The sequence below is a fragment of the Streptomyces liliiviolaceus genome (assembly GCF_018070025.1).
GTDB lineage: Bacteria > Actinomycetota > Actinomycetes > Streptomycetales > Streptomycetaceae > Streptomyces > Streptomyces liliiviolaceus.
The window spans coordinates 628,655-652,577 of sequence record NZ_JAGPYQ010000001.1 but is presented as its reverse complement, the minus strand read 5'-3'; the positions used below and the strand labels follow the sequence as shown (position 1 = coordinate 652,577).

General features: G+C 71.7%; 19 protein-coding genes. 10 read left to right on the top strand and 9 right to left on the bottom strand.

The features are described from left to right. Positions 1–30 precede the first annotated feature (30 nt). Positions 31–243 (top strand): hypothetical protein, encoded by a 213-nt coding sequence (locus J8N05_RS02775; RefSeq protein ID WP_210880890.1) that lies wholly within the window; start codon positions 31–33, stop codon positions 241–243. 351 nt (positions 244–594) lie between these two features. On the opposite strand, the gene J8N05_RS02770 is transcribed toward J8N05_RS02775, so the two are convergent. Continuing rightward, positions 595–3,906 carry a S41 family peptidase gene (locus J8N05_RS02770; protein WP_210889979.1) on the bottom strand — a complete coding sequence of 1,104 codons (3,312 nt, stop codon included), beginning with the start codon at positions 3,904–3,906 and terminating at the stop codon, positions 595–597. Between the two features lie 246 nt (positions 3,907–4,152). Between J8N05_RS02770 and J8N05_RS02765 the strand changes: the two genes are divergently transcribed. The 4 genes from J8N05_RS02765 (at position 4,153) to J8N05_RS02750 (ending at position 8,757) form a co-directional block, all read left to right on the top strand. Beyond that, on the top strand, positions 4,153–4,743 hold the full coding sequence (locus J8N05_RS02765; protein WP_210880889.1) for a TetR/AcrR family transcriptional regulator: 591 nt from the start codon (positions 4,153–4,155) through the stop codon (positions 4,741–4,743). A gap of 255 nt (positions 4,744–4,998) precedes the next feature. Further along, a complete protein-coding gene (locus tag J8N05_RS02760) occupies positions 4,999–7,257 on the top strand; it encodes an MMPL family transporter (protein ID WP_210880888.1) in 2,259 nt (752 codons plus the stop codon). A gap of 142 nt (positions 7,258–7,399) precedes the next feature. Beyond that, positions 7,400–7,915: a YbaK/EbsC family protein gene (locus J8N05_RS02755; protein ID WP_210880887.1), complete on the top strand. Its 516-nt coding sequence runs from the start codon at positions 7,400–7,402 to the stop codon at positions 7,913–7,915. Beyond that, on the top strand, positions 7,912–8,757 hold the full coding sequence (locus J8N05_RS02750; RefSeq protein ID WP_210880886.1) for an EamA family transporter: 846 nt from the start codon (positions 7,912–7,914) through the stop codon (positions 8,755–8,757). The genes J8N05_RS02755 and J8N05_RS02750 overlap by 4 nt, the downstream gene beginning before the upstream one ends. A gap of 123 nt (positions 8,758–8,880) precedes the next feature. Here the strand turns inward: J8N05_RS02750 and J8N05_RS02745 are convergent, their stop codons facing one another. Genes J8N05_RS02745 through J8N05_RS02730 form a run of 4 tightly spaced genes read right to left on the bottom strand, consistent with a single transcriptional unit; the run spans position 8,881 to position 12,664 of the window. Continuing rightward, a complete protein-coding gene (locus tag J8N05_RS02745; RefSeq protein ID WP_210889978.1) occupies positions 8,881–10,044 on the bottom strand; it encodes a serine hydrolase domain-containing protein in 1,164 nt (387 codons plus the stop codon). Between the two features lie 28 nt (positions 10,045–10,072). Beyond that, positions 10,073–10,858 carry an energy-coupling factor ABC transporter ATP-binding protein gene (locus J8N05_RS02740; protein ID WP_210880885.1) on the bottom strand — a complete coding sequence of 262 codons (786 nt, stop codon included), beginning with the start codon at positions 10,856–10,858 and terminating at the stop codon, positions 10,073–10,075. Next, a complete protein-coding gene (cbiQ, locus tag J8N05_RS02735; RefSeq protein ID WP_210880884.1) occupies positions 10,846–11,607 on the bottom strand; it encodes a cobalt ECF transporter T component CbiQ in 762 nt (253 codons plus the stop codon). Before cbiQ ends, J8N05_RS02740 begins: the two co-directional genes overlap by 13 nt. 1 nt (position 11,608) lies before the next feature. Further along, positions 11,609–12,664: an energy-coupling factor ABC transporter permease gene (locus J8N05_RS02730; protein WP_210880883.1), complete on the bottom strand. Its 1,056-nt coding sequence runs from the start codon at positions 12,662–12,664 to the stop codon at positions 11,609–11,611. A gap of 175 nt (positions 12,665–12,839) precedes the next feature. On the opposite strand from J8N05_RS02730, the gene J8N05_RS02725 reads away from it, so the two are divergent. After that, the gene (locus J8N05_RS02725) at positions 12,840–13,184 is read left to right on the top strand and encodes an SsgA family sporulation/cell division regulator (protein ID WP_210880882.1); all 345 of its coding nucleotides are present in this window, start codon (positions 12,840–12,842) and stop codon (positions 13,182–13,184) included. 171 nt (positions 13,185–13,355) lie between these two features. Here J8N05_RS02725 and J8N05_RS02720 read toward each other — a convergent pair whose 3' ends face one another. The 4 genes from J8N05_RS02720 to J8N05_RS02705 form a co-directional block, all read right to left on the bottom strand. Then, complete coding sequence (locus tag J8N05_RS02720; protein WP_210880881.1) at positions 13,356–15,068, bottom strand: penicillin-binding transpeptidase domain-containing protein; 1,713 nt, start codon at positions 15,066–15,068, stop codon at positions 13,356–13,358. Between the two features lie 150 nt (positions 15,069–15,218). Then, positions 15,219–16,850: a penicillin-binding transpeptidase domain-containing protein gene (locus J8N05_RS02715; RefSeq protein ID WP_210880880.1), complete on the bottom strand. Its 1,632-nt coding sequence runs from the start codon at positions 16,848–16,850 to the stop codon at positions 15,219–15,221. A 159-nt stretch (positions 16,851–17,009) separates the two neighbouring features. After that, the gene (locus tag J8N05_RS02710) at positions 17,010–17,447 is read right to left on the bottom strand and encodes a nuclear transport factor 2 family protein (RefSeq protein WP_210880879.1); all 438 of its coding nucleotides are present in this window, start codon (positions 17,445–17,447) and stop codon (positions 17,010–17,012) included. Positions 17,448–17,580: 133 nt separating this feature from the next. Continuing rightward, positions 17,581–19,323, bottom strand: a complete 1,743-nt coding sequence (locus J8N05_RS02705) for a dolichyl-phosphate-mannose--protein mannosyltransferase (protein WP_210880878.1) — start codon at positions 19,321–19,323, stop codon at positions 17,581–17,583. A gap of 62 nt (positions 19,324–19,385) precedes the next feature. On the opposite strand from J8N05_RS02705, the gene rsmI reads away from it, so the two are divergent. The 4 genes from rsmI to J8N05_RS02685 all read left to right on the top strand — a co-directional run bounded on the left by rsmI (position 19,386) and on the right by J8N05_RS02685 (position 23,917). Beyond that, positions 19,386–20,261, top strand: a complete 876-nt coding sequence (rsmI, locus tag J8N05_RS02700; protein WP_210880877.1) for a 16S rRNA (cytidine(1402)-2'-O)-methyltransferase — start codon at positions 19,386–19,388, stop codon at positions 20,259–20,261. A 484-nt stretch (positions 20,262–20,745) separates the two neighbouring features. Further along, positions 20,746–21,228 (top strand): hypothetical protein, encoded by a 483-nt coding sequence (locus J8N05_RS02695; protein ID WP_210880876.1) that lies wholly within the window; start codon positions 20,746–20,748, stop codon positions 21,226–21,228. Between the two features lie 113 nt (positions 21,229–21,341). After that, a complete protein-coding gene (locus tag J8N05_RS02690; RefSeq protein WP_210880875.1) occupies positions 21,342–22,211 on the top strand; it encodes a TatD family hydrolase in 870 nt (289 codons plus the stop codon). Positions 22,212–22,399: 188 nt separating this feature from the next. Continuing rightward, on the top strand, positions 22,400–23,917 hold the full coding sequence (locus tag J8N05_RS02685; protein ID WP_282108140.1) for a resuscitation-promoting factor: 1,518 nt from the start codon (positions 22,400–22,402) through the stop codon (positions 23,915–23,917). Positions 23,918–23,923: the final 6 nt, after the last annotated feature.

The following is a 23,923-nucleotide window of genomic DNA, read 5'->3' as shown; positions in this document are numbered from 1 at the left end:
ACCCCCTCACCCACAACGGGAGTGAACCTCATGGCCATGAAGGACCAGTTCCAGGACAAGGCCGAAGAACTTCAGCGCACCGCGAAGCAGAAGCTCGGCGAGCGTCGTGACCAGGCGGGCGAGCGTGGGCAGCAGATGCCCGAGCGTGAGCGGCCCGCCGAGCGGGAGCGGCCGGATCGTGAGCGGCCGGAGCGGCGTTCGCCTGAAGGTGCGCGGCAGCGGCTGGACGAGTTCGACGTCTGAGACGTGCGACTCGGTTGAGCTGACGCTCTGTTCAGCCTTCAGCCTTCAGCCTTCAGCCTTCGGCCTTGGCCGGAATTGACGTGGGGTGCCCTCTTCTCTGGGGCGCCCCACGTTTTTTGTCGCCTGCGGGCCGGTGGGGGCTGGCCGCGCAGTTCCCCGCGCCCCTAAGGGGCTCCGCCCCTCAAAGACGAAAAGATTGCGCAGTTCCCCGCGCCCCTAAAAACCAAAAGCCTGCGCCGTTCCCCGCGCCCCTGAGGGGGTGCCCCGTAGGGGCGCGGGGAACTGCGCGATCCGCCCCCGCCGGGCCGCAGGTTGGAGTGAAACGGTCAGCGCCCCCGCCGAGGGGCAGGGTCAGGGTCGGGGCGGCAGGCGCGGCCGGGACCTGTCGGGAAGGTCCGTGTACGGCGGCGGCGTGGCCGCCGGATGCAGGGCCAGGAGGTCCAACGCCAACCGCACCGCGTCGTCCAACTGCGCATGCCGCCCCTCCGCCCAGTCCAGCGGAGTCCGCAGCACCTCCAGATCAGGACAGACCCCGTGGTTCTCCACGGACCACCCGTACGCGTCGAACCACGCCGCGTTCATCGGAACCGTGATGACCGACCCGTCCCCCAGCTCATGGCGCCCGGTCATCCCGACCACCCCGCCCCACGTGCGCAGCCCCACCACCGGCCCCAGTTTCAGCAGTTTGAAGGCCGCCGTGATCATGTCCCCGTCCGAGGAGGTCATCTCGTCGGCGAGGGCGACCACGGGCCCGCGCGGGGCGTTGGACGTGTACGACACCGGCTGCGCGTTACGGGTCAGGTCCCAGCCCATGATCGTACGGGTGAGCTTCTCGATGACCAGTTCGCTGATGTGGCCGCCCGCGTTGCCGCGTACGTCGACGATGAGCGCGGGCCGTGACACCTCCATGCGCAGATCGCGGTTGAACTGGGCCCAGCCCGAGCCGCCCATGTCGGGGATGTGCAGGTAACCGCACCGGCCGCCACTCAACTCCCGTACCACGGCACGCCGTTTCGCCACCCAGTCCTGGTAGCGCAGCGGCCGCTCGTCGACGAGGGGGACCACCGCCACCCGGCGCGAACACCCCGAGCCCTCCGAGCCTCCCGCGCCCCCCGAGCTTCCCACGCTCCCCGAGCCCTCCGCCGGGGTGAACGTCAGCTCCACCGTCGTACCGCCCGCCCCCGCGAGCAGCGGGAACGGACCGGTGACCGGGTCCACCGGCCGCCCGTCCACATGCGTCAGCCGCGCGCCCTCGCGGATGCCCGTACCGGCCAGCGGGGAACGCGCCTTGGAGTCGGAGGAGTCGCCGGGCAGGATGCGTTTGAGCAACCAATTGCCCTCCCTGCAGGCGAAGTTGGCGCCCAGCAGGCCCTGGGGCCGCTGATAGTGCGGCGGCCCCTCGTTGCGGCGCGCGGCGACCACGTACGCGTGCGAGGTGCCCAGTTCGCCCAGCACCTCGCGGAGCAGGTCCGCGAACTCGTCGGGGGACGCGACCCGTTCGACCAGCGGACGGTACTGGTCCAGCACGCCCGGCCAGTCGATGCCGCACATGCCCGGTTCCCAGAAGTACGCGTGGATGAGGCGGCCCGCCTCGGCGTACGCCTGCCGCCATTCCGCGGCCGGGTCGACCTCGTGCAGGATGCGGCGCAGATCGATCCAGACGGTCGAGTCGCCGTCACCCGGCTCGGTGGACGGGACGGCCCGCAGTTCTCCCTCGTCGACCACGACGAGCCGGCTGCCGTCGCCGCTGGGCGCGAACCAGTCGAGATGGTCGACGAGTTCGGACTTCTTCGCCTTGGAGAGGTTGAAGTGCTCCAGGGTCGGCCGGCCGCTGGTGTCGTCCGGGTTCGCGAACGTCTCGCCGAGCGCCCCCGAGATCGGCCAGCGCAGCCAGACGAGCCCGCCGCCCGCGACCGGGTACAGCGCCGAGTACTTGGAGGCCGTGACCGGGAACGGCGTCACCCGGCTCTCCAGCCCCTCGGTCTCGACGGTCACCGTGCCGGCCCCCGCACCCCCGTCCCCACCCCCCTCCTCGTCCAGACCGCCGGCCGCCGGACGGCCCTCGGGGGTCAGCGCGAACGGGGACGGGGTCGCCGAGGACAGCGGTACGAGGTACGGGCGGCAGCCCAGCGGGAAGGAGAGGTCGCCGGTGTGGACGTCGTACACCGGGTCGAAGCCGCGCCAGGAGAGGAAGGCGAGGAAGCGGCCGTCGCGGGTGAAGACCGGGTTCTCGTCCTCGAAGCGGCCGTTGGTGACGTCGACGACCGTGCGGGCGCCCGGCCCGTCGATCCGCGCCAGCTTGATCTGGCGGAGCGTGCGGCCGATTCCCGGATGGGACCAGGTCAGCCAGGTCCCGTCGGGGGAGAAGGCGAGGTCGCGCACGGGCCCGTTGACGGACCGCACGAGCTCCGTGACCGCCCCCTCGTCCTCCTCGCTCCCCTCGTCGTTCTCGCCCACGGTGAGCAGCAGCAGTCGGCCGTCGTGCGAGGCGATCGCCAGCCGTTCGCCCTTCGGGTCGGAGACGAGTTCCAGGACGCGGCCCAGTTCCCCCGCGGCCAGCCGGCGGGGCTCGCGCGCGCCCGTCGCGCGGGGCAGGTACGCGATCTCGACGGCGTCCTCGCCCTCCGCGTCCGTCACGTACGCCACCTGCCCGCCGGAGCCGAGCATCTCGGGCAGCCGGACGCGGACGCCCGGGGTGTCGGCGATGGTGCGGGCCGGGCCGTCGCGGTGCGTGAGCCAGTACAGGCTGCCGCGGACGACGACCGCGCCGGCCCGGCCCGTCTCGTCCACGGAGATCCCGTCGACGTGCTGGGCGGCCGGCACCTGGTAGGGGCGGCGGCCCGCGCGCGGCCCGCCGAGCCGTACGTCGAGGCGGCGGGGCCGGGCGTCCGCGGCCAGGTCGTCGACGATCCACACCTGACCCGCGCACTGGTAGACGACCCGGTCGCCGTCGCTGGACGCGTGCCGGGCGTAGAAGGCGTCGTGGTCGGTGTGGCGCCGCAGCCCGGAGCCGTCGTGCAGGCACGAGTACAGATTGCCGACGCCCTCGTGGTCGGAGAGGAAGGCGATCCGGTCGCCGACGAACATCGGCGAGTCCAGATGCCCGTCCAGGTCGGCGAGGAGACGCTGCCCGTGCAGCCAGAGCCGCCCGGTGGCGCCGCCGCGGTAGCGCTTCCAGGCGGCGGGCTCGTGCGGGGGCGTACCGGTGAGGAGCAGCGTCCTGCGCTCGCCGTCGAAGTCCGCGACCGCGATGTCGGAGACCGGGCCCCACGGGAGCTTGCGGCCGGGGCCGCCGTCGACCGGCACGCTGTAGGCCCAGGTGAAGTAGGAGAAGGGCTCACCGTGCGAGGCGACGGCGAGGATCTCGCAGGTGCCCTCCGCGTCGGGGGGCGACCAGCCGCAGACCTGGGTGTCGGCGTTGCCCCAGTAGGTGAGCCGCCGGGCCGGACCGCCGTCGACCGGGGCCAGCTGGATCTCCGGCACGAGACTGCGCCAGGACGTGTACGCGAGATGCCGCCCGTCGGGGGAGAAGCGCGGGTGGCTGACCTTGGTCCGGTCGACGGTCACCCGCCAGGCACGGCCGGGCCCGTCGAGGGGCGCCACCCAGAGATCGTCCTCGGCGACGAAGCAGAGCCGGTCCCCGCTGAGATGCGGGAACCGCAGATAGGAGCCGGAGCCACCGCCCGCCCCGGCTCCGGCCCCGGCCGCTTCTTCATCCCCGTACCGGGTCCCGTTCTCGCTCTCGTCGCTCACCCACCCATGCTTTTCCGGTGGGCGGGGCCCGGCAACTCGTGGTTCCGGACGGACGCGTGACCCACCACACGTACGAAACGGTTTCGTTTCGTTGACGCGCAGGGTATCTTCAAAGGAGTACGAGACAGTTTCGTTCGAGCGGAAGCGGTGAATGGGATGGCTGAGACAGCAACGACGCGTCGCAGCCGGCTCACGCCCGAGCGCGAGGCCGAGCTGTACGAGGCCGTCCTCGACCTGCTCCGGGAGGTCGGTTACGACTCCCTGACCATGGACGCCGTGGCGACCCGCACCCGGTCCAGCAAGGCCACGCTCTACCGCCAGTGGGGCGGCAAGGCCGAACTGGTCGCCAGGTCGGTCCGGCACCACAAACCGGTCGGCATCGCCGTCGTGGACACCGGCACCCTGCGGGGTGACCTCCACGCGATGACGACCCGCCAGGACGACTGCGAGATGGAGCAGAACTCCTCTCTGATGCGCGCCCTGGGGACGGCGGTCCACTCGAACCCCGATCTGCTGGCCGCCCTGCGGGAGTGGCTGGTCGAGCCGGAACTGGAAGAGATGCGCCAGGTGGTGCAGCGTGCCGTCGACCGCGGCGAGGTCCGTGCGGACAACCGCGCGATCGACTACGTGCTGCACATGATCATCGGGGCTGTGGTGGCCCGGACGATGATCGACAACGAGCCACCGACCCAGGCCTTCCTGTCCTCGTACATCGACGCAGTGGTCGTCCCCGCCCTCGTCGCCTGACCCCACCCCACCCTTCCGAGAACCTCCGAGAACTCCCGAGAACCGGCACCGCACCACCGCGCCCTACCCCGCCCTGCCCTCTTCTCCCCTCCCCTCCCCTCTCCTCACGCACCTGACGCGACCGCTCACGTCGTCGGGCCGATGATCCCTGCCCTGATGCCGGCGCCGATGCCAGCCATCGCCCTCCGCGCCACCGGGGCATCACCGAGCCGCATCACCGACCTGCATCACCGACCTGATCGGGAGTACGCCCCCGTGGCAACGTTCCTCTACAAACTCGGCCGCCTCGCCTTCAGGCGACGGCACTTCGTCGTCCTGATATGGGTGGCGCTGCTGACGCTCGCGGGCGTCGGAGCGGCCTCCGCGCCCGCCGCGGGCACGACCTCCTTCTCCATCCCCGGCACCGAGGCGCAGAAGGCCTTCGACCTGCTGGAACAGCGTTTCCCCGGCGCCAGCGCCGACGGAGCGACCGGGCGCATCGTCTTCAAGGCGCCCGAGGGCCAGAAGATGACGGACGCCGACAACAAGGCGACCGTCGCGAAGACGGTCAAGGCACTGGGCGACGGCTCCGAGGTCGTCTCCGTCACCGACCCGTACACGACGAACGCCGTGAGCAAGGACGGCACGGTCGCCTACACCTCCGTGCGGTACGACGCCCCCGGCATGGAACTCGCGGACTCGACCAGGGACGCCCTTGAGGCGGCCGGGGAGTCGGCCCGGGACACGGGCCTGACGGTCGACGTCGGCGGCGACGCGCTGGAGGCCGGGGCGGAGATGGGCGCGACCGGCGAGATCATCGGCCTCGCCCTCGCCGCGGTCGTCCTCGTCGTCACCCTGGGTTCGCTGGTCGCGGCCGGACTGCCGCTGCTGACGGCGATCATCGGCGTCGGCATCGGCGTCTCCACCATCACTGCGCTCGCCAACGCGCTCGACCTCGGCGACACCACCTCGACGCTCGCGCTGATGATCGGCCTCGCGGTCGGTATCGACTACGCGCTGTTCATCGTCTCCCGCTACCGGGCTGAACTGGCCGAGGGCCGCGACCGCGAGGAGGCGGCGGGCCGCGCCACCGGCACCGCCGGCTCGGCGGTCGTCTTCGCCGGCCTCACGGTGGTCATCGCCCTGGCGGGCCTCGCGGTCGTCAACGTCCCGATGCTCACCAAGATGGGCCTCGCCGCGGCGGGCACGGTCGTGGTCGCCGTCCTCATCGCGCTGACCATGATCCCCGCGATGCTCGGCTACGCGGGCAGGAAGATCCGCCCGGCGGACGAGAAGCGCAAGGACAAGGACAAGGACAAGAACAAGGTCGAGGGCACCGGCACCGGCACCGGCACTTCGGGGAAGCCGGCCAGGCCCAACATGGGCACCCGCTGGGCGAGCTTCGTCATCCGCCGACCGGCGGCCGTACTCCTGCTCGGCGTCGTCGGCCTCGGCGTGATCGCCGTACCGGCCACCCAGCTGGAACTGGGCCTGCCCGACGACGGCTCGCAGCCGACGTCCACGACGCAGCGCCGGGCGTACGACCTGCTGTCGGAGGGCTTCGGCCCCGGCTTCAACGGTCCCCTGATGATCGTGGTCGACGCCAAGGAAGCCGCCGACCCGACGGCCGCCTTCACCGCCGTGACGGACGGCATCAAGGGCCTCAAGGACGTCGTGACGGTCACCCCGGCGACCCCCAACAAGGCGGGCGACACCGCGACGATCACGGTGATCCCGGACTCCAAGCCGTCCTCGACGCAGACCGAGGACCTGGTGCACGCCATCCGCGCCCAGAGCGCCGACATCAAGGCGGACACGGACGCGGAGGTGCTGGTCACCGGCACCACGGCGATGAACATCGACTTCTCCCAGAAGCTCAACGACGCGCTGGTCCCGTACCTCGCCCTGGTGGTGGGCCTCGCCTTCCTCCTCCTGATCGTGGTCTTCCGCTCGATCCTGGTCCCGCTCAAGGCGGCGCTCGGCTTCCTGCTGAGCGTGCTCGCCGCGCTCGGCGCGGTGGTCGCGGTCTTCCAGTGGGGCTGGCTGGCCGGACTGATCGGCGTCGAGGAGACCGGCCCGATCATGTCGATGATGCCGATCTTCATGGTGGGTGTGGTCTTCGGCCTGGCGATGGACTACGAGGTGTTCCTCGTGACCCGTATGCGGGAGGCGTTCGTGCACGGGGAGTCCCCGAGCCAGGCGGTGGTGACCGGCTTCCGGCACAGCGCCCGCGTCGTGGTCGCGGCGGCGATCATCATGATGGCGGTCTTCGGCGGCTTCATCGGCGCGAGCGACTCGATGATCAAGATGATCGGCTTCGGCCTCGCGATCGCCGTCTTCTTCGACGCGTTCGTGGTCCGCATGGCGATCGTCCCGGCGGTGCTGGCCCTGCTCGGCAAGCGGGCCTGGTGGCTCCCGAAGTGGCTGGACCGGGCCCTGCCGAACGTGGACGTCGAGGGCGAGGGCCTGAAGGCGCTGGACGCCGACCGCCCGACGACCTCGCCGGACGAGGACCGGGAACTGGTCCGCGCCTGACAGGTCGGCCACGCATGACCAGCCGGTGAGGGGCCCGTGGGGACGGGAGCCCCTCACCGGCTTCCGCTCTGCCGGCCGGTCCGCGGTCCGTGCCGCACAACTCGTTCGCCTGCCTCGTACACGCACCGCTAGCGTGCCGTGTATGACGACGAGCGCCACTGACGGCACAGAAGAGTCCGGAGCCAACCCCCGTTTCGCCGAGGCCGTGCGGAAGCTGGGTCTCGACGACCTGCTCCCGCGCATCCGCCGCTTCCCGGAGGCGACCCGCACCGCCGCCGAGGCCGCCACGGCGCTCGGCTGCGAACTCAGCGAGATCTGCAAGTCGTTGATCTTCGCCGCGGACGGCGTCCCGGTCCTCGTCCTCATGGACGGCTCGTCCCGCGTGGACCTCGACCTCGTACAGCACGCGCTGGGCGCCGAGAAGGTCACCCGGGCCAGGGCGGACCTCGTACGCGAGACGACGGGGTACTCGATCGGTGGCGTGCCCCCCTTCGGACACCGCAGCAAGACCCGTGTCCTGGCGGACCGTTCACTGCTGGACCACGACATCGTGTGGGCCGCCGCGGGCACCCCGTACTCCGTGTTCCCGATGGCCCCGAGGACCCTGATCGACCACGCCGGCGGCACCCTGGTGGATGTCCGCGAGCAGTCCGCGTGACCCCGCTGGTCACCGCGGCCGTCCTGGCCGCGGCGGTCACCCACGCCGGCTGGAACGCGCTGGCCCACCACATCACCGACAAACTGGTCGGGTTCACGCTGATAGCGGGCGGGGGCGCGCTCATCGGCTTCGCCATGGTGCCGTTCGTCCCGTTCCCCGCCGCGGAGGCCTGGCCGTACCTGATCGTCTCGGCGGTCATCCACGTCGCGTACTACGTCCTCCTCATGCGCTCCTTCCGGCTGGGCGACTTCGGCCAGGCCTACCCCATCGCGCGCGGCACCGCGCCCCTGGTGGTCACCCTGCTCGCCGCGCTCTTCGCCCACGAGGTGCCCGACGGCTGGGCGGCAGCGGGCATCGCCGTGTCGTGCGCGGGACTGACCGGGGTCGCCCTGTGGGGCCTGCGCGGGAAGCGGCCGAACTGGGCGGCGATCGTCGCGGCGCTCGCGACCGGCCTGACCATCGCCGCGTACACGGTCGTGGACGGCCTGGGCGTACGCGCCTCGGGCTCCTCCCTCGCCTACATCGCCTGGCTGATGGCGGTGGAGGGCGTGGCGGTTCCGGCATACGCCCTCCACCGCTGGCGCGGCGAACTCCTCGCCGTACTGCGCCCGTTCGCAGCGGTGGGCCTCCTCGGCGCCGCCCTGTCCGTCGCCGCGTACGGCCTGGTCCTCTGGGCCCAGACCCGAGCGGAACTGGCCCCGGTCGCGGCCCTGCGAGAATCGTCGATCATCGTCGGCGCCGCCATAGGAGCCGTCTTCTTCAAGGAACGCTTCGGCGCACCACGCATCGCGGCGGCGGGCCTGCTGGTGGTGGGCATAGGCCTGATGCTGCACGCGGGTTAGCCCCCTCAGGGGCGAGGGGAACTGCGCGGCCGGCCCACACCGGCCCGGCAGCCGACACACGACCCGCCGTACACGGAACCCGTGTGCACCACGTGCGCGCTGCACGACTCGTGTCTGCGGGCTCTACGCCCCCAACACCCCCCGCACCGCCCGTACAAGCGCCTGCGCCCGTGGATCCGCCGTGACCGTCTTGCGGAAGCCGTTCGTCACGTAGGCGAACGCCGTGCCCGAGTCGGGGTCGGCGAAGCCCAGGGAGCCGCCTCGGCCCGGGTGGCCGAAGGAACCGGGGGACAGGAACGGGGACGCCGAGCCGTGCAGCATGTAGCCGAGGCCGAAGCTCGTGTTGATCACCAGGACGCGGTCCGGGCCCGCCGACTCCTCCGTGCGGGCCGCGGCCAGCGTCGCCGGGGTGAACAGCCGGGCTCCGCCGTCCACTTCGCCGATCAGGGACGCGTAGAAGCGGGCCAGCCCGTCCGCCGTCGCGATGCCGTTCGTCGCGGGGAGCGCCGCCGCCCGGTACGCCGGGTCGTTCTGGTCCGGGAACGGGGTGATCGCCGCGAAGGCCCGCCGGGTGAGGGAGTCCGGGTCCTCGTAGGCCTGAACCACCGACTGTTTCGGGCGGGCCCGCAGGCCCCCGTCGCCGGCCGGGGTCTCTATGCGTCCCACCCTGCCGACCCGGGCCGCCTCCCGCTCCGGCAGCCCGACCCACAGGTCCGCGCCCACCGGGCCCGCGATCTCCCGCGCGATCCAGTCGCCGATGCCGTCGCCCGTGACGCGCCGCAGCAGCTCGCCGGTCAGCCAGCCGTACGTCAGCGCGTGGTAGCCGTGGTCCGTGCCGGGCTCCCACACCGGGGCCTGCCGGGCGACCGCCTCGGCGCCCCGCAGCGGGTCCAGCGACTCCTCGGGGGTGAGCGGGTGGTCCAGGACCGGCAGTCCGGCCCGGTGCGAGAGCACGTGCCGGACCAGCACCCGCTCCTTGCCCGCCGCCTTGAACCCGGGCCAGTACTCGCCCACCGGCGCGTCCAGGTCCAGCAGACCCCGCTGGTGCAGGAGCAGCAGAGCGGCAGCCGCGACCCCCTTCGTCGCCGAGCGCACGATCTGCGCGGTGTCGCGCGCCCACGGCTCCGCGCCGTCGATGTCCTTCGTGCCCGCCCACAGGTCGACGACCTTGTGGCCGTCGCGGTACACGGCCACCGCCGCGCCCCGGTCCCCGAGCGTCTCGAAGTCCCGTACGAACGCCGCCTCGACCGGCTCGAAGCCCTCGGCCACTGAGCCGTTCACCTTCACCACGTCCGTACCCTTCGCCGCGCCAGCGTCACGCGCCCATTGTCACCGAGCGCGGATCGAAGCCGAACGGCAGCTCCAGGCGGTGCTCCCGCATCAGCTCCTCGTCCGAGAGCAGTTCACCGGTGCGGCCGTCCGCCGCGATCACGCCGTCGCTGAGGATCAGGGCACGGGGGCACAGTTCGAGCGCGTACGGCAGATCGTGCGTGACCATCAGCACGGTCACGTCCAACGAGCGCAGGATGTCCGCGAGTTCACGCCGTGAGGCGGGGTCGAGGTTGGAGGACGGCTCGTCGAGGACGAGGATCTCCGGCTCCATCGCCAGCACGGTCGCGACGGCCACCCGGCGCCGCTGCCCGAAGGAGAGATGGTGCGGGGGACGGTCCGCGAAGGCCTCCATGCCGACCTGTTCGAGCGCGGTGCGCACCCGCGCCTCCAGCTCGGCCCCCTTCAGCCCGGCGGACGCGGGCCCGAACGCCACGTCCTCGCGCACGCTCGGCATGAAGAGCTGGTCGTCCGGGTCCTGGAAGACGATGCCGACCTTCCGCCGGATCTCCGCCATGTGCTTCTTGCCGACGGGCAGCCCGGCGACCGTCACCGTCCCGGCGCCGCCGGTCAGGATGCCGTTGAGGTGGAGCACGAGGGTCGTCTTGCCGGCGCCGTTCGGGCCGAGCAGGGCCACGCGCTCGCCCCGGCCGACCGTGAAGTCCACACCGAAGAGGGCCTGATGCCCGTCGGGGTAGGCGAAGGCCAGCCCGGCCACATCGAGCGAGGGGGCGGGGGAGGGGAGCGGCGGAGGCGAGTTCACAGGGTCCATCCCAGCAGACATACGACGAGTGCGGCGCACGGCAGGGCGAAGGCGTACGACCACTGCGCGCGCGACGCGGTCACCTCGTCGATGACCGGCATCGAACCGGTGTAGCCACGGCTGACCATGGCCAGGTGCACCCGTTCCCCGCGTTCGTAGGAGCGGATGAACAGGGCGCCCGCGGACTTGGCGAGCACGCCCCAGGAGCGGACGCCACGGGCCTCGAAGCCCCGCGACTCCCGCGCGATCCGCATCCGCCGCATCTCGTCCGCGATGACGTCCCCGTACCGGATCATGAAGGACGCGATCTGTACGAGCAGGGGTGGCAGCCGCAGGCGCTGGAGCCCCAGGAGGAGCTCGCGCAGCTCGGTCGTCGAGGCGAGGAGCACGGACGCGGCGACCCCGAGCGTGCCCTTGGCGAGGACGTTCCAGGCGCCCCACAGGCCGTTCACGCTGAGGGAGAGCCCGAGCACGTCGACCCGCTCGCCCTGCGCCACGAACGGCATCAGCACGGCGAAGGCCACGAACGGCACCTCGATCAGCAGCCGCTTCAGTACGAAGCCGGCGGGGACGCGGGCCGCGTACGCCACGCCCGCCAGCAGCAACGCGTACAGCCCGAAGGCCCACATCGCCTCGCGCGGGGTCGAGACGACGACCAGGACGAAGGCGAAGACGGCGGCGAGCTTGGTGTGCGGCGGCAGACCGTGCACGGGCGAGTGTCCGTGCCGGTAGAGCCGGTGCGCGTGGCCTGCTCCCATGTCAGACGGACTCGCCGACCTGGGAGGGCCCGCTCTGGTTCTCGGGCGTACGGCGCCTGCGGACGGCCCAGAAGACGCCCGTGCCCGCGACGACCGTGACGCCCACGCCGATCACGCCCGCGAGGCCGCCGGAGATCCGGCTGTTCGTCAGGCCTTCGACGCCGTAGTCGGCGAGCGGGGAGTCCGCGGCGGCGTGGTCCTCGACCTTGGCGTCGATGCCCTTGTCGGAGGCGACCTTCTCCAGCCCGTCGGGGTTCGCCGAGGCGTAGAAGCTGACGAACCCGGCGAGAACGAGGGAGGTGGCGAGCCCCGCCAGCCACACCCTGCGGTGGGACCGGGCGGCGACGGGGACGGGCTCGGCGGCGGGGGTGTCGACCAGTTCGCCGTTGACCCGCAGCTTCAGGGGCGCGGTCAGCCCGCGGGCCCCGTACACGAGGTCCGGTCGTACGGCGATGACGGCGCCGACCGTGAGCGCGGTGATCGCGGCCTCACCGATGCCGATGAGGACGTGGACGCCGACCATGGCGGTGAAGACCTGCCCGATCGGGACGTCCGTGGTGCCCCCGACCGCGTAGATCAGGGTGAAGGCCACAGCGGCGGCAGGGACGGAGATCACAGCGGCGACGAACGCCGAGACGGTAATGGACCGACGCTTCCTGGGCAGGAGTTTCACGAGGCCGCGGAAGACGGCGTAGGCCACGACCGTGGTGACCACCGCCATGTTCGTGATGTTCACGCCCAGCGCGGTGAGGCCGCCGTCCGCGAAGAGGATGCCCTGCATGAGGAGCACGACGGAGACGCACAGGACCCCGGTGAAGGGGCCCACGAGTATCGCGGCGAGCGCGCCTCCGAGCAGATGTCCGCTGGTCCCGGCCGCGACCGGGAAGTTCAGCATCTGCACGGCGAAGATGAACGCGGCGACCAGTCCCGCGAGCGGGGCCGTACGTTCGTCCAGTTCACGGCGGGCGCCGCGCAGGCTCACCGCGACCGCCGTGGCGGCCACGGCTCCGGCGGCGACGGAGACGGGCGCGTTGATGAATCCGTCTGGCACGTGCATGCAGGGCTCCGCTTCCGGGGGCAGGCCGACTGGCGATAACCGTTCGATGATAGTGGCTTAATGCGAACAGCTTGCAAGAGCGAGGTGGCCCCGAATACGACTACGACTCAGCTGGGAGTGCATATCGGAAAATATGCGACATTAGATAAGTATCGGTTCAAAGAGGGAGCGATCGATGTCCGCCGTTGAGCAGTACGCGCGCGCCCACATCGTGACGGACGAGGTGCAGGATCCGCCCGCCGTGCCGGTGGCCCTTCGATACGACCCGGAGGCCGACCCCCGACGGGTGCACATCATGCTGCCCGGCCACCACGAGTGGGTCTTCGCCCGCGACCTGCTCGAACAGGGGCTGCGGTCGCCGGCCGCCGCCGGTGACGTACGCATCTGGCCCTGCGGCCGGGTCCAGGCCGTCATGGAGTTCCACTCGGCGAAGGGGGTGGCGGTCGTGCAGTTCGAGGCGAAGACGCTGATCCGCTTCCTGCGCCGGACGTACACGGCCACCCCCGTGTCGTCGAACTGAACCGGCCGCGCCGACCGGTTCGGTCGCCCCGACCGGTTCAGCCGCCCAGGAGGGGCCGTGCTCCCGCCGACGGCGGCCGTACGCCGGTCGGCTGCGGCCGTACGCCCGCCGACAACGGTCGTACGCCGGTCGGCAGCCGCCGTGTGCCGGTCGGCTGCCGCAGTGTCCCGGTCAGCTGCCCGCCTTCAGCAGCGCCGCCACGATGGGACCTGCCGTCTCGCCGCCGTGGCCGCCCTGCTGGACCACGCCCGCAGCTGCCAGATCGCCCTTCCAGGCCGTGAACCAGCCGTTGGGCTTCTTCTGGTTGTCGACCTCCGCGGAGCCGGTCTTGGCCCCGAAGTCCGGGCCGAGCCCGGCCATGGCCTCCGCCGCCGTACCGGCCGCGGCCGTGTACTGCAGGAGTTCCTTGAGCTGGGCCTGGGTGTCGGCCGACAGCGAGCGGGACCCCTTCGCGAGCGTCCGGTCGTCGACGGTCGGAGACACCAGATAGGGCTGGCGGAACGTGCCCGTCTTGGCCGTGGCGACGACCGACGCCATGTTCAGCGGGTTCATCCGCACCCCGCCCTGCCCGATCAGCGAGGCCGCCTTCTGCGCCTGCGACTGCACCGGCACCGAGCCGTCGAAGGTCGGCACCCCGATCGCCCAGTTGTCCATGCCGAGGCCGAACACCTGCTGGGCCTGCTTGGTCAGAGCGTCGTCGCTCAGCTTCTTGGCCTGGCTGATGAAGGCCGTGTTGCAGGAGCGAGCGAAGCTCGCCTTGAACGTGCCGCCCTTGATCTCGAACTTGTCGTCGTTCTGGAACTTCCAGCCGCCGTACGTCGAGTACTTGGGGCAGGGGTGCTCCTTGTTCACCGACGCGAGCCCCTTCTCGATGAGCAGCGAGGCCGTGACGATCTTCATCGTCGAGCCGGGGGCCAGCGAGCCCTGGAACGCGGTGTTGAAGCCGTGCCCCGAGTTCGCGACGGCCAGGATCTCGCCGGTCGACGGCCTGATCATGACGGCCGACGCCTTGTCCTTCGCGCCCACCTGCTGCTCGGCGGTCGCCTGCAGGGCCGGGCTGAGCGTCGTACGGACCGTGCCCGGCGTGCCCTTGCTCAGCTCCAGCAGCGTCTTGTCGGGGTTCTTGTCGGAGGCGTCCGACTTCTTCGCCGTACCGGAGTCCTCGCTGCCCTCGGCGTCCTCGGAGCCGGCGCGGATCACCCGCAGCTCGACGCCCGCCTTGCCGCCGGCCTTCTTGCCGTACTTCTCCCGCAGACCGTCCAGGACCGTCCCCAGGGAGGGGTACTTCGCGGTGGTCAGCTCGCCGCCGTCCCGGTCCAGGGCCTTGACGGGAGGCGTCCCCGCCTCGCCGGTGACCAGCTTGTCGCCGTCCTCCAGCTCCGGGTGCACGACCGCCGCATGCCAGTCGACCAGCGGTTTCCCGTCCTTGGCACGCCGCACGACGGTCAGCTCGGACTCGTACGCGAGCGGCTTGGTCAGGGTCTTGTACGCGACCGTGCCCTTGACGGCGAACGGCACGGCGTCCCCGGAGCGCTTCTTGGCGGTGAGCGTCACATCCTCGATGTACGCCTCCTTGCCGTAGCCCGTGAGCAGGGTGCGCGCCGCCGTGGCGTCGTTCGTCGCGGCGGCGGCCTTCTCCACGTCACCGCTCTGCCACGCCGTGAGGAAGGCGGTGGCCGTGGACTTCACCTCGGCCGCCGACAGCGGGCCGCTCTTCACGGACTTGGCGTCGGAGGACGAGCCCGCGTCGGCCACCGCCCCGCCGCCGTACAGGGCGTAGACGCCGAACCCCGCACCGCCCACGACAGCGGCGATCATCCCGCCGATGACGGCGGGCTTCGTCTTCGTCCTGCTGCGCTCAGGTGCGCGCCTTCTGTTCCCCACGGCTTCCGTTCCCTAGCTGCTTCCCCGACGCCCTCAACGGCTCTCCACGAGTTTCTGCCGGCTCTGGAGTCCCCGCACGCTCCCCTGATCCCCACCGGCTCCACTAGAACGAGAGCCACCACCCTAGAGTCCCGGCCTGTGTGGGTGAGTTCAGCCACCTGTCCGTAGCACAGCTGCGACAATCGGACCCGCCGCGTCCCCTCCGTGACCGCCCTCCTCCGTCATGGCCGCGGCCGCGATGTCGCCCCGGAAACCGGTGAACCAGCTGTCGGACGTCTTCTGGCCGTCGACCTCGGCGGAGCCGGTCTTCGCACCGATGTCACCGCTCAGCCCGGACATGGCCTGCGCGCCGGTGCCGCTGGTCGCGGTGAGCCGCATCATCTGCTTCAGCTGCTGGGAGGTGCCGGACGGCAGACCGCGGGCGGTGGCCATCTCGCGGTCGTCGAGCTTCGGCGACACCAGGTAGGGCTGGCGGAACGTGCCCGTGATCGCGGTCGCGGTGACCGACGCCATGTTCAGCGGGTTCATCTGGACCTCGCCCTGGCCGATGGCGTTGGCGGCGCGGTTCGGACCGCCGGACGCGGGGACGCTCCCGTCGAAGGAGACGATGCCCGTCTTCCAGTCCTTGCCCAGACCGAACCGCTCCTGCGCCTCGGTGGTGAGCGACTCGTCCGTGAGCGGCCGCGCGTCGGAGCCGTCGACGAGCTTCACGAAGGCCGTGTTGCACGAGCGCATGAAACTGTTCGCGAGCGTGGCCTTCTCATTGGGCTCCATGCCCGTGAGGTTCTTGAAGGTCTGGCTCTGCCAGGTCGCGGTCGGCGGACAGGGCGCCGGGCTGTTCATCGCGGTCACGCCGTTGTCGATGAGCATCGCCGCGGTGACGATCTTCATGGTGGAGCCGGGTGCGACCTTGCCCTGGAAGGCCGCGTTGAAGGCGTCCTCGCGGTGGTTCGCGACCGCCAGCACCTCGCCGGTGCTCGGCTTCACGGCGACCACCGACGACTCCGCGTACCGCGTGACGGCCTTCTCCGCGGCGGCCTGCGCGCCCGCGCTGATCGTCGTACGCAGCTTGCCGGCCCTGCCCTTGGCGAGCGTCACCAGCGTGCTGTCCCCCGCGCTCTCGCTCTCGTGCTGGATCGCGAGCTCGACCCCGGGGGTGCCGCCCGCCTTGTCGCCGTACCGCTCGCGCAGGGTGTCGAGCACGGGCCCGAGGGACGGGTACTTCTCCTTGGTCAGGACGACGTCGTCGCGGTCCACCGCCTCGATGGGCGGGCTCGCCGCCTCGCCGGTGATCAGCGTGTCGCCCTTCTTGAGGTCCGGGTGCAGCACGGACGGCTGCCAGTCGACCAGCGCCCGGCCCGAGGTCTTCCCCCGCACGACGGCCAGCTCGCTCTTGTAGGCCAGCGGCTTGCTCCGGCCCTCGTACGAGACGGTGGCCGACACCTCGAACGGCACGGTCGCGCCCGTCGCCGTACCGGGCGTGATCTTCACCTTCCCGATGTGCGCCTGGCCGCCGTAGGCGACGAGCAGCTCCTTGGCGGCCAGGGCGTTGTTGGTCAGGTCCGCGGCGGTGGGGGCGTCCCCCTGCTCCCAGGCGGTGAAGAACTTCTCGGAGGTCTCCCGCACCTCGTCGCCGGAGGGCGGCCCGGTCCTCTCGGCAGCGGAGGCGGACCCCCCGTCCCCGCTGACGGTGGTCACGATGTTGTACGCGCCGTACCCGGCGCCCCCCACCATCACGGCGAACACCCCGCCGACGATGCCGGCCTTGACCCCGCTCCGCATCCCGCGTCCCCTCCCCGATCCTCCCCGTGCACTGTTCTGAACGCGTTCAGAACGGTGTCCCTGCGTCGCACTGTATGCGGGGAGAGTGACGGATGGGGGTGCTGTTCCCCGATCGTTAGGCGCGCGGGCCCGGCCGCCGGACGGCACGGGCCCCGTCCGTCAGGCGGCGCACGCCTCGGCGATCGCGAGACCGTCCTCGTAGAGGTGGTGCCGGACGATCCGCCCGCCCTCGACGGTGAGGCGCAGCGCGAACGGCCCCTCGAAGGACTTCCCCGTCGCCCGTACGGTCCCCGACACCCGCCCCGTCAGCACCGCGTCGGCGCCGTCGACGAGGAAGACGTCGACGCTGGCACGCGCGTCCTCGGGCACGGTGTACTGGGTCAACTCCACGAACTGGGCGGCACACTCGGCGCCGGTGGACCGCGGCCGGATCCACGGCACCCCGGGATTCTCGGCGAGCATCCAGTCGACTTGCTCGGCGAAGATCCCGACGAGCCGCCCGGTGTCCCCGGCCAGCCGGGCGGCGAGGAACTCCTGCACGACGGCACGGGTGGCTTCGCCGGTGACGTCGGTTGTTGCGCTGGACCTGACGGACATGACGCTCTCCTCGCTACGGCGACCGGATCTCGGCGGTGGCTGCCGCCGATGTGCCTGATCCTGCCGGGGGCGGGGAGAGCGGTCGATTACTCCGGGGGTAATGGACGAGGTGGCGGACGGGGCGACGGGCGGGCTAGACCCAGGTGTCCAGCCACATCCGGGCCCGCCAGTTGTCGATCGGGATCGCCTGGCCCGTGTAGATCGGCCAGAAGTAGATGAAGTTCCAGGCGATCAGGAGGACCAGGACGCCTGATGCCGCCGCGCCGATCACCCGGCGGCGTTCCGTGGCGCCCGGTGGGCCCAGCATCGCGCCGATCATCATCGCCACCGCCAGGCACAGGAAGGGGAGGAAGACGACCGCGTAGAAGAAGAAGATCGTGCGTTCCTGGTAGAGGAACCACGGGAGGTAGCCCGCCGCGATGCCGCAGGCGATCGCGCCCGCCCGCCAGTCGCGGCGGAAGATCCAGCGCCACAGGACGTACAGGATCGCGAAGGCCGCCGCCCACCACAGGAGCGGGGTGCCGAGGGCCAGGACCTCGCGGGCGCACTTCTCGCCCGCGTCCGTCGGGCAGCCGTCCTTGCCGGGCAGCGGCGACTCGTAGAAGTACGAGACCGGGCGGCCCGTGACGATCCAGCTCCACGGGTTCGACTGGTACGTGTGCGGGGAGTGCAGGCCGACATGGAAGTCGTACACCTGCGTCTCGTAGTGCCACAGGCTGCGCCACCAGTCGGGGAACAGCCAGGACCAGTCGCTGGTGCGGCCGTCGGCCGTGGCCCAGTTGCGGTAGTAGCCGCCCTTGCCGTCGGTGGCGGACAGGAACCAGCCCGTCCAGGAGACGAGGTAGGTGGCGATCGCCACCGGGACCGTGGAGAGGAACGCCCAGCCCACGTCGTGCTTGAGGACCGCCACGTACGGGCGGCGGGCGCCCGCCACCCGGCGGGAGCCGACATCCCACAGGACCGTCATCAGGCCGAACGCGACGAGGATGTAGAGGCCGTTCCACTTGGTGCCGATGGCGAGGCCGAGCATCAGGCCCGCCAGCAGGCGCCAGGGGCGCAGGCCCAGGCGGGTGGTCGTGGCGATGTGGGAGTCCGGGCGTACGACCCCGTCGGCGTCCGGTGGAAGCGCGGCGGCCAGGCGTTCGCGGGTCCTGTCGCGGTCGACGACCAGGCAGCCGAAGGCGGCCAGGACGAAGAACATCAGCACCTGGTCGAGCAGCGCGGTGCGGCTCATCACGAAGTGCAGGCCGTCCACTGCCATCAGCGCGCCCGCCAGGCACCCGAGGAACGTCGAGCGGAACAGCCGGCGGCCGATCCGGCACAGCATCAGCACGGACAGCGTGCCGAGCAGGGCCGTCATGAACCGCCAGCCGAACGGCGTGAACCCGAACATCCACTCGCCGAGCCCGATGACGTACTTGCCGACCGGCGGGTGCACGACGTAGGCGGCGTCCGTCGGGATCCGGACGCTGTCGCCGTGCTGCAGGACCAGGTCGTTGGCGTCCTTGGCCCAGTTGACCTCGAATCCGCGGTGGATGAGCGCCCAGGCGTCCTTGGCGTAGTACGTCTCGTCGAATATCACCGCCTTCGGGCTGCCCAGGTTCCAGAACCGCGTCAGGCCCGCCAGCAGCGTGATGAGCAGCGGACCGCCCCACGCCGACCAGCGGACGATGCGTTCGGCGGCCTCCTGGCGGAGCCCGATCGACGCCCACAGACGTGGGCCGGGCTCGGTGTACGCGGGCACGAGGCGGTCGCGGACGTCGTCTCTGGATCCGGCCGTGTAGCCGAACCTGCGCAGCCGCTGCTGCCACGACGGCCGCTGCTCTTCGACGCCCTGTCCCTGCCGGGTGTCCGTGGAGGACGCGGTACTTGTCACCGCGCCATCGTAGGGAACAGGTCTGTGTGAGTCCCGCGGGCCGCCCCTGCGAGGATGGAACCGTGACAGGAACCGGTGCAACCGCGGCAGGAACCCTCGTACTCGCAGGCACGCCCATCGGGGACATCGCGGACGCACCGCCCCGCCTCGCGGCGGAGCTGGCGGGGGCCGACGTCATCGCCGCCGAGGACACCCGGCGGCTGCGTCGGCTGACCCAGGGCCTCGACGTCCAGCCGACCGGACGGGTCGTGTCCTACTTCGAGGGCAACGAGTCCGCGCGCACGCCCGAACTGGTCGAGGCACTGGTCGGCGGCGCGCGCGTGCTGCTCGTGACCGACGCCGGGATGCCGTCCGTGTCCGACCCCGGCTACCGGCTCGTCGCCGCCGCCGTCGAGAAGGACATCAAGGTCACGGCCGTGCCCGGCCCGTCCGCCGTGCTCACCGCGCTCGCGCTGTCCGGGCTGCCCGTCGACCGGTTCTGCTTCGAGGGATTCCTGCCGCGCAAGGCCGGCGAACGGCTCTCGCGGCTGCACGAGGTCGAGGACGAGCGGCGCACACTCGTCTTCTTCGAGGCCCCGCACCGGCTCGACGACACGCTCGCCGCGATGGCCGAGGTGTTCGGGGCCGAGCGGCGTGCCGCCGTCTGCCGCGAGCTGACCAAGACGTACGAGGAGGTCAAGCGGGGCCCGCTCGGGGACCTCGCCGTCTGGGCCGCGGAGGGCGTACGCGGCGAGATCACCGTCGTCGTCGAGGGCGCCCCGGAGAAGACCGAGGTGCTCGGCCCCGACGAGCTGGTGCGCAGGGTGCGGGTGCGCGAGGAGGCGGGGGAGCGCCGCAAGGAGGCGATCGCCGCCGTCGCCGCGGACGCGGGCGTGCCCAAGCGGGAGGTCTTCGACGCGGTCGTCGCGGCGAAGAACGCGGAGCGCGCGGCTCCCTGAGCGGCCCCCAGACCACCCGGAACGGCCCCTTGAACGGCCCTCGGAGCGGTCTCCCGAGCGGTCTTCTGAGCGGTCTTCTGGGCGGTCTCCGAGCGATCTCCGCGCTGCCTTCGGGCCGCCTTTGAACCGGCCCCGAACCGGCTCGGAGTCGGCTCCGAACCGGCTCCGAGCGGTCCGTCGCGCGACCCCCCGGACGATCTGCCGTACGGGCCCGTGACCTGCTGGAAGCGCGCGCGACCGGCCCCGTTGAGGGAGCGCGCGGGCCCTCAGGGGAGCGCACGATTTCACAGGGGAGCGCACCGGCCCATGCGCTCGTAAAGGACCGCCGTCGAAGGCAAAGCCCCGACCGCGTATCGGGGGCCCTCCGACAAGGAACGGCCAAGACGGCTCCAACACTCGACAGGGGCGGTGCATTCGCGGCGGCGGAGGCGTCCACTGGAGGAAGGACAGACCCGTCCTCGTCCAGCGGACAAGAGGAGCTGGCATGAGTGAGATCGCAGGGCAGCCCGGTCGGATCACCGGCGGACCCGCACACCGCGTCGACGCCGTCCCGGCCACCGACACCGTCCACGAGTCGTATTCCTTCGCCTGCATGCGCTGCGGGCACGGCTGGGAGCAGTCGTACGAGATCGAGCACCACTTCGACACCGAGGGAGCCGAGTTCGTGACGTACGTGGCGGACGGCCTGGTCGTGCCGTCGCCGCTGAGCCGGCCGAGCTGTGTGAACTGCGACGGGCACATCGTGCGCATCATGCGGGCCGGCCAGGTGTCCTCGGCGCAGAACTCGATGCGCCGCGCCCTGTCCGTACCGCCGATGAAGCGTGCCACGGTCACCGTGGTGCCGGCCGAGGCGGCGCAGGCGCCCGAGACGGCGCAGCTGCCGGAGACGGCGACGGCGTCCAAGCCCGTCCACCACTGGCATCTGTCCGACCTGCTGCACCCGTTCCACCACCGCAAGGCGGGGTGACTCCCGGGCATCCCGGCGGCACGGGCGCCGGGTCCCTTCCTCGCGGACCGCTTCCCCGCGAGGGAGGGACCCGGCGTTCCGCTGCTGTTAGGCCCCCTTCGTAGGATCGGGGTATGCCTTCCAACGCCGAAGCCCCGCCCCTGCCGGACCCCCTGCGGGTACCGGTGGCCGACTCGCACACCCATCTCGACATGCAGTCCGGCACGGTCGAGGAGGGCCTCGCCAAGGCCGCGTCGGTCGGCGTGACGACGGTCGTGCAGGTGGGCTGCGACCTGTCGGGCTCACGCTGGGCGGCCGAGACGGCCGCCGCGTACGACGCCGTCCACGCGACCGTCGCCCTCCACCCGAACGAGGCGCCCCGGATCGTGCACGGTGACCCCGACGGCTGGTCGCGGCAGGGTGCGCGGGAGGGCGGTGGCGAGGGCGCGCTGGACGAGGCGCTCGCCGAGATCGACCGGCTCGCCGCGCTTCCCCAGGTCAAGGGCGTCGGCGAGACCGGCCTCGACCACTTCCGCACCGGCCCCGAGGGCATCGCCGCCCAGGAACTGTCCTTCCGCGCGCACATCGAGATCGCCAAGCGGCACGGCAAGGCACTCGTCATCCACGACCGGGACGCCCACGCCGACGTGCTGCGCATCCTGAAGGAGGAGGGCGCGCCCGAGCGGACCGTCTTCCACTGCTACTCCGGGGACGCGGAGATGGCGGCGGTCTGCGCCCGCGCCGGCTACTACATGTCGTTCGCCGGGAACATGACCTTCAAGAACGCGCAGCCGCTGCGCGACGCGCTCGCCGTGGCGCCGCTCGAACTCGTCCTCGTCGAGACCGACGCGCCCTTCCTGACGCCCGTCCCGTACCGCGGACGGCCCAACGCCCCCTATCTCATTCCGGTCACGGTCCGCGCCATGGCCGCCGTACGGGGGCTCGACGAGGACGTGCTGGCGACGGCGCTCTCGGCGAACACTGCCCGCGCGTTCGATTACTGACCCATAACGGACAGCGCGCTCCCGGGGTCCGGACCGGGACGCTTCGCGACACCGCGTGGTCGCGCTGCTTTGGAGAGTGACGAACGCTCCGCTAGGTTCTGTCCGCCCACCCGCCCACCCGCCTCCCCGCGACCCGAAGGAGCCCCGCGGGCGTACCTCTCTCCACCGGTCTTCTGGAGCGTGCCGTCGTGAGCAGTCCGCAGTACGAGACGTATGGCCCGAACGTGAACCCGGGCCCGAATCCGGCACACGGGCACGCCGGTCACAGCGGCCATGGCGGCTACGGCGGACACGGCGACCCCGGGCCGTACGGTCACGGACATCCGGACACGTACCGGCCCGCGTACGAGCATGAGCAGGTGCCCGCCCACGACCACGGGAACAGGCACGGGCCCGTGTACGCGTACGAGCTTGAGCACGAGCCCGCGTACGGACACGAGTACGGGCACGGGTACGTGCACCCCGGTGAGGCCTGGTTCCCGGACGCGCCGACCCTTCCGCGGCAGGCGGTGCCGCTCGCCCCGACCTCCGAACTGACCACCGAACTGTTCAACGGCCCGGCCCGGTCCGGTGGGCGAGCCGAAACCCGGCGGGCCAAGCGGCGCCGCAGGAGCGCGGAACGGCCCGACGTACGCAAGCTGCTCCCGCAGGCGCTGGTCGTCGCCTTCCTCGCGGGCGGCACCTCCGCCTTCGTCGCCGACGACAAGGCCATCGAACTGACCGTCGACGGCAAGCCCCGCACCCTGCACACCTTCGCGGACGACGTGGGCGAACTGCTCGCCGACGAAGGGGTCCGGGTGGGCGCCCACGACGTGGTGGCCCCCGCGCCCGGAGCCGCGCTGACCAGCGGTGCGGAGATCGCCGTGGAGTACGGGCGGCCCCTGCGGCTCACCCTGGACGGGCGGTCCAGCCACGTGTGGACCACCGCCCACACCGTGGACGAGGCACTGCGGGAACTCGGGGTGCGCGCGGAGGGCGCGTACCTGTCGGTGCCGCGCGCTCGGCAGATCGGGCGGGCGGGGCTCGCGCTCGACGTCCGTACCGAGCGGACCGTGACGGTCATGGCGGACGGACAGGCACGGACGGTCCGTACGAACGCGGCGACCGTCCGCGAGACCGTGGGCGAGGCCGGGATCACGCTGCACGGGCAGGACACCACCTCCGTGCCGGCCGACAGCTTCCCGCGTGACGGGCAGACGGTGACGGTCATGCGGATCACCGGCACGAAGGAGGTCCGTGAGGAGCCGCTGCCCTTCGAGGTACGCCGGACCCCGGATCCCGGGCTGTTCCGGGGCACCGAGGTCGTGGAACAGGCGGGGCGGCCCGGGCTGCGGCGCGTCACGTACGCGCTGCGGACCGTCAACGGCGTCAGGCAGAAGCCTCGGCGGCTGCGGGCCGAGGTGGTGCGGGAGCCGCGGGCGCAGGTGGTGAAGGTGGGGACGAAGGCGCTTCCCACGTCCGTGCAGGGGGCCGACGGGCTGAACTGGCAGGGGCTCGCGCACTGTGAGTCCGGGGGGCGGCCGGGGGCGGTCGATCCGTCGGGGACGTACGGCGGGCTGTACCAGTTCGATACGCGGACCTGGCAGGCGTTGGGTGGGGAGGGGCGTCCGCAGGACGCTTCCGCGTCGGAGCAGACGTTTCGGGCGAAGAAGTTGTATGTGCGGCGGGGGGCCAGTCCCTGGCCGCACTGTGGGGGGCGTTTGTAGGGGGCG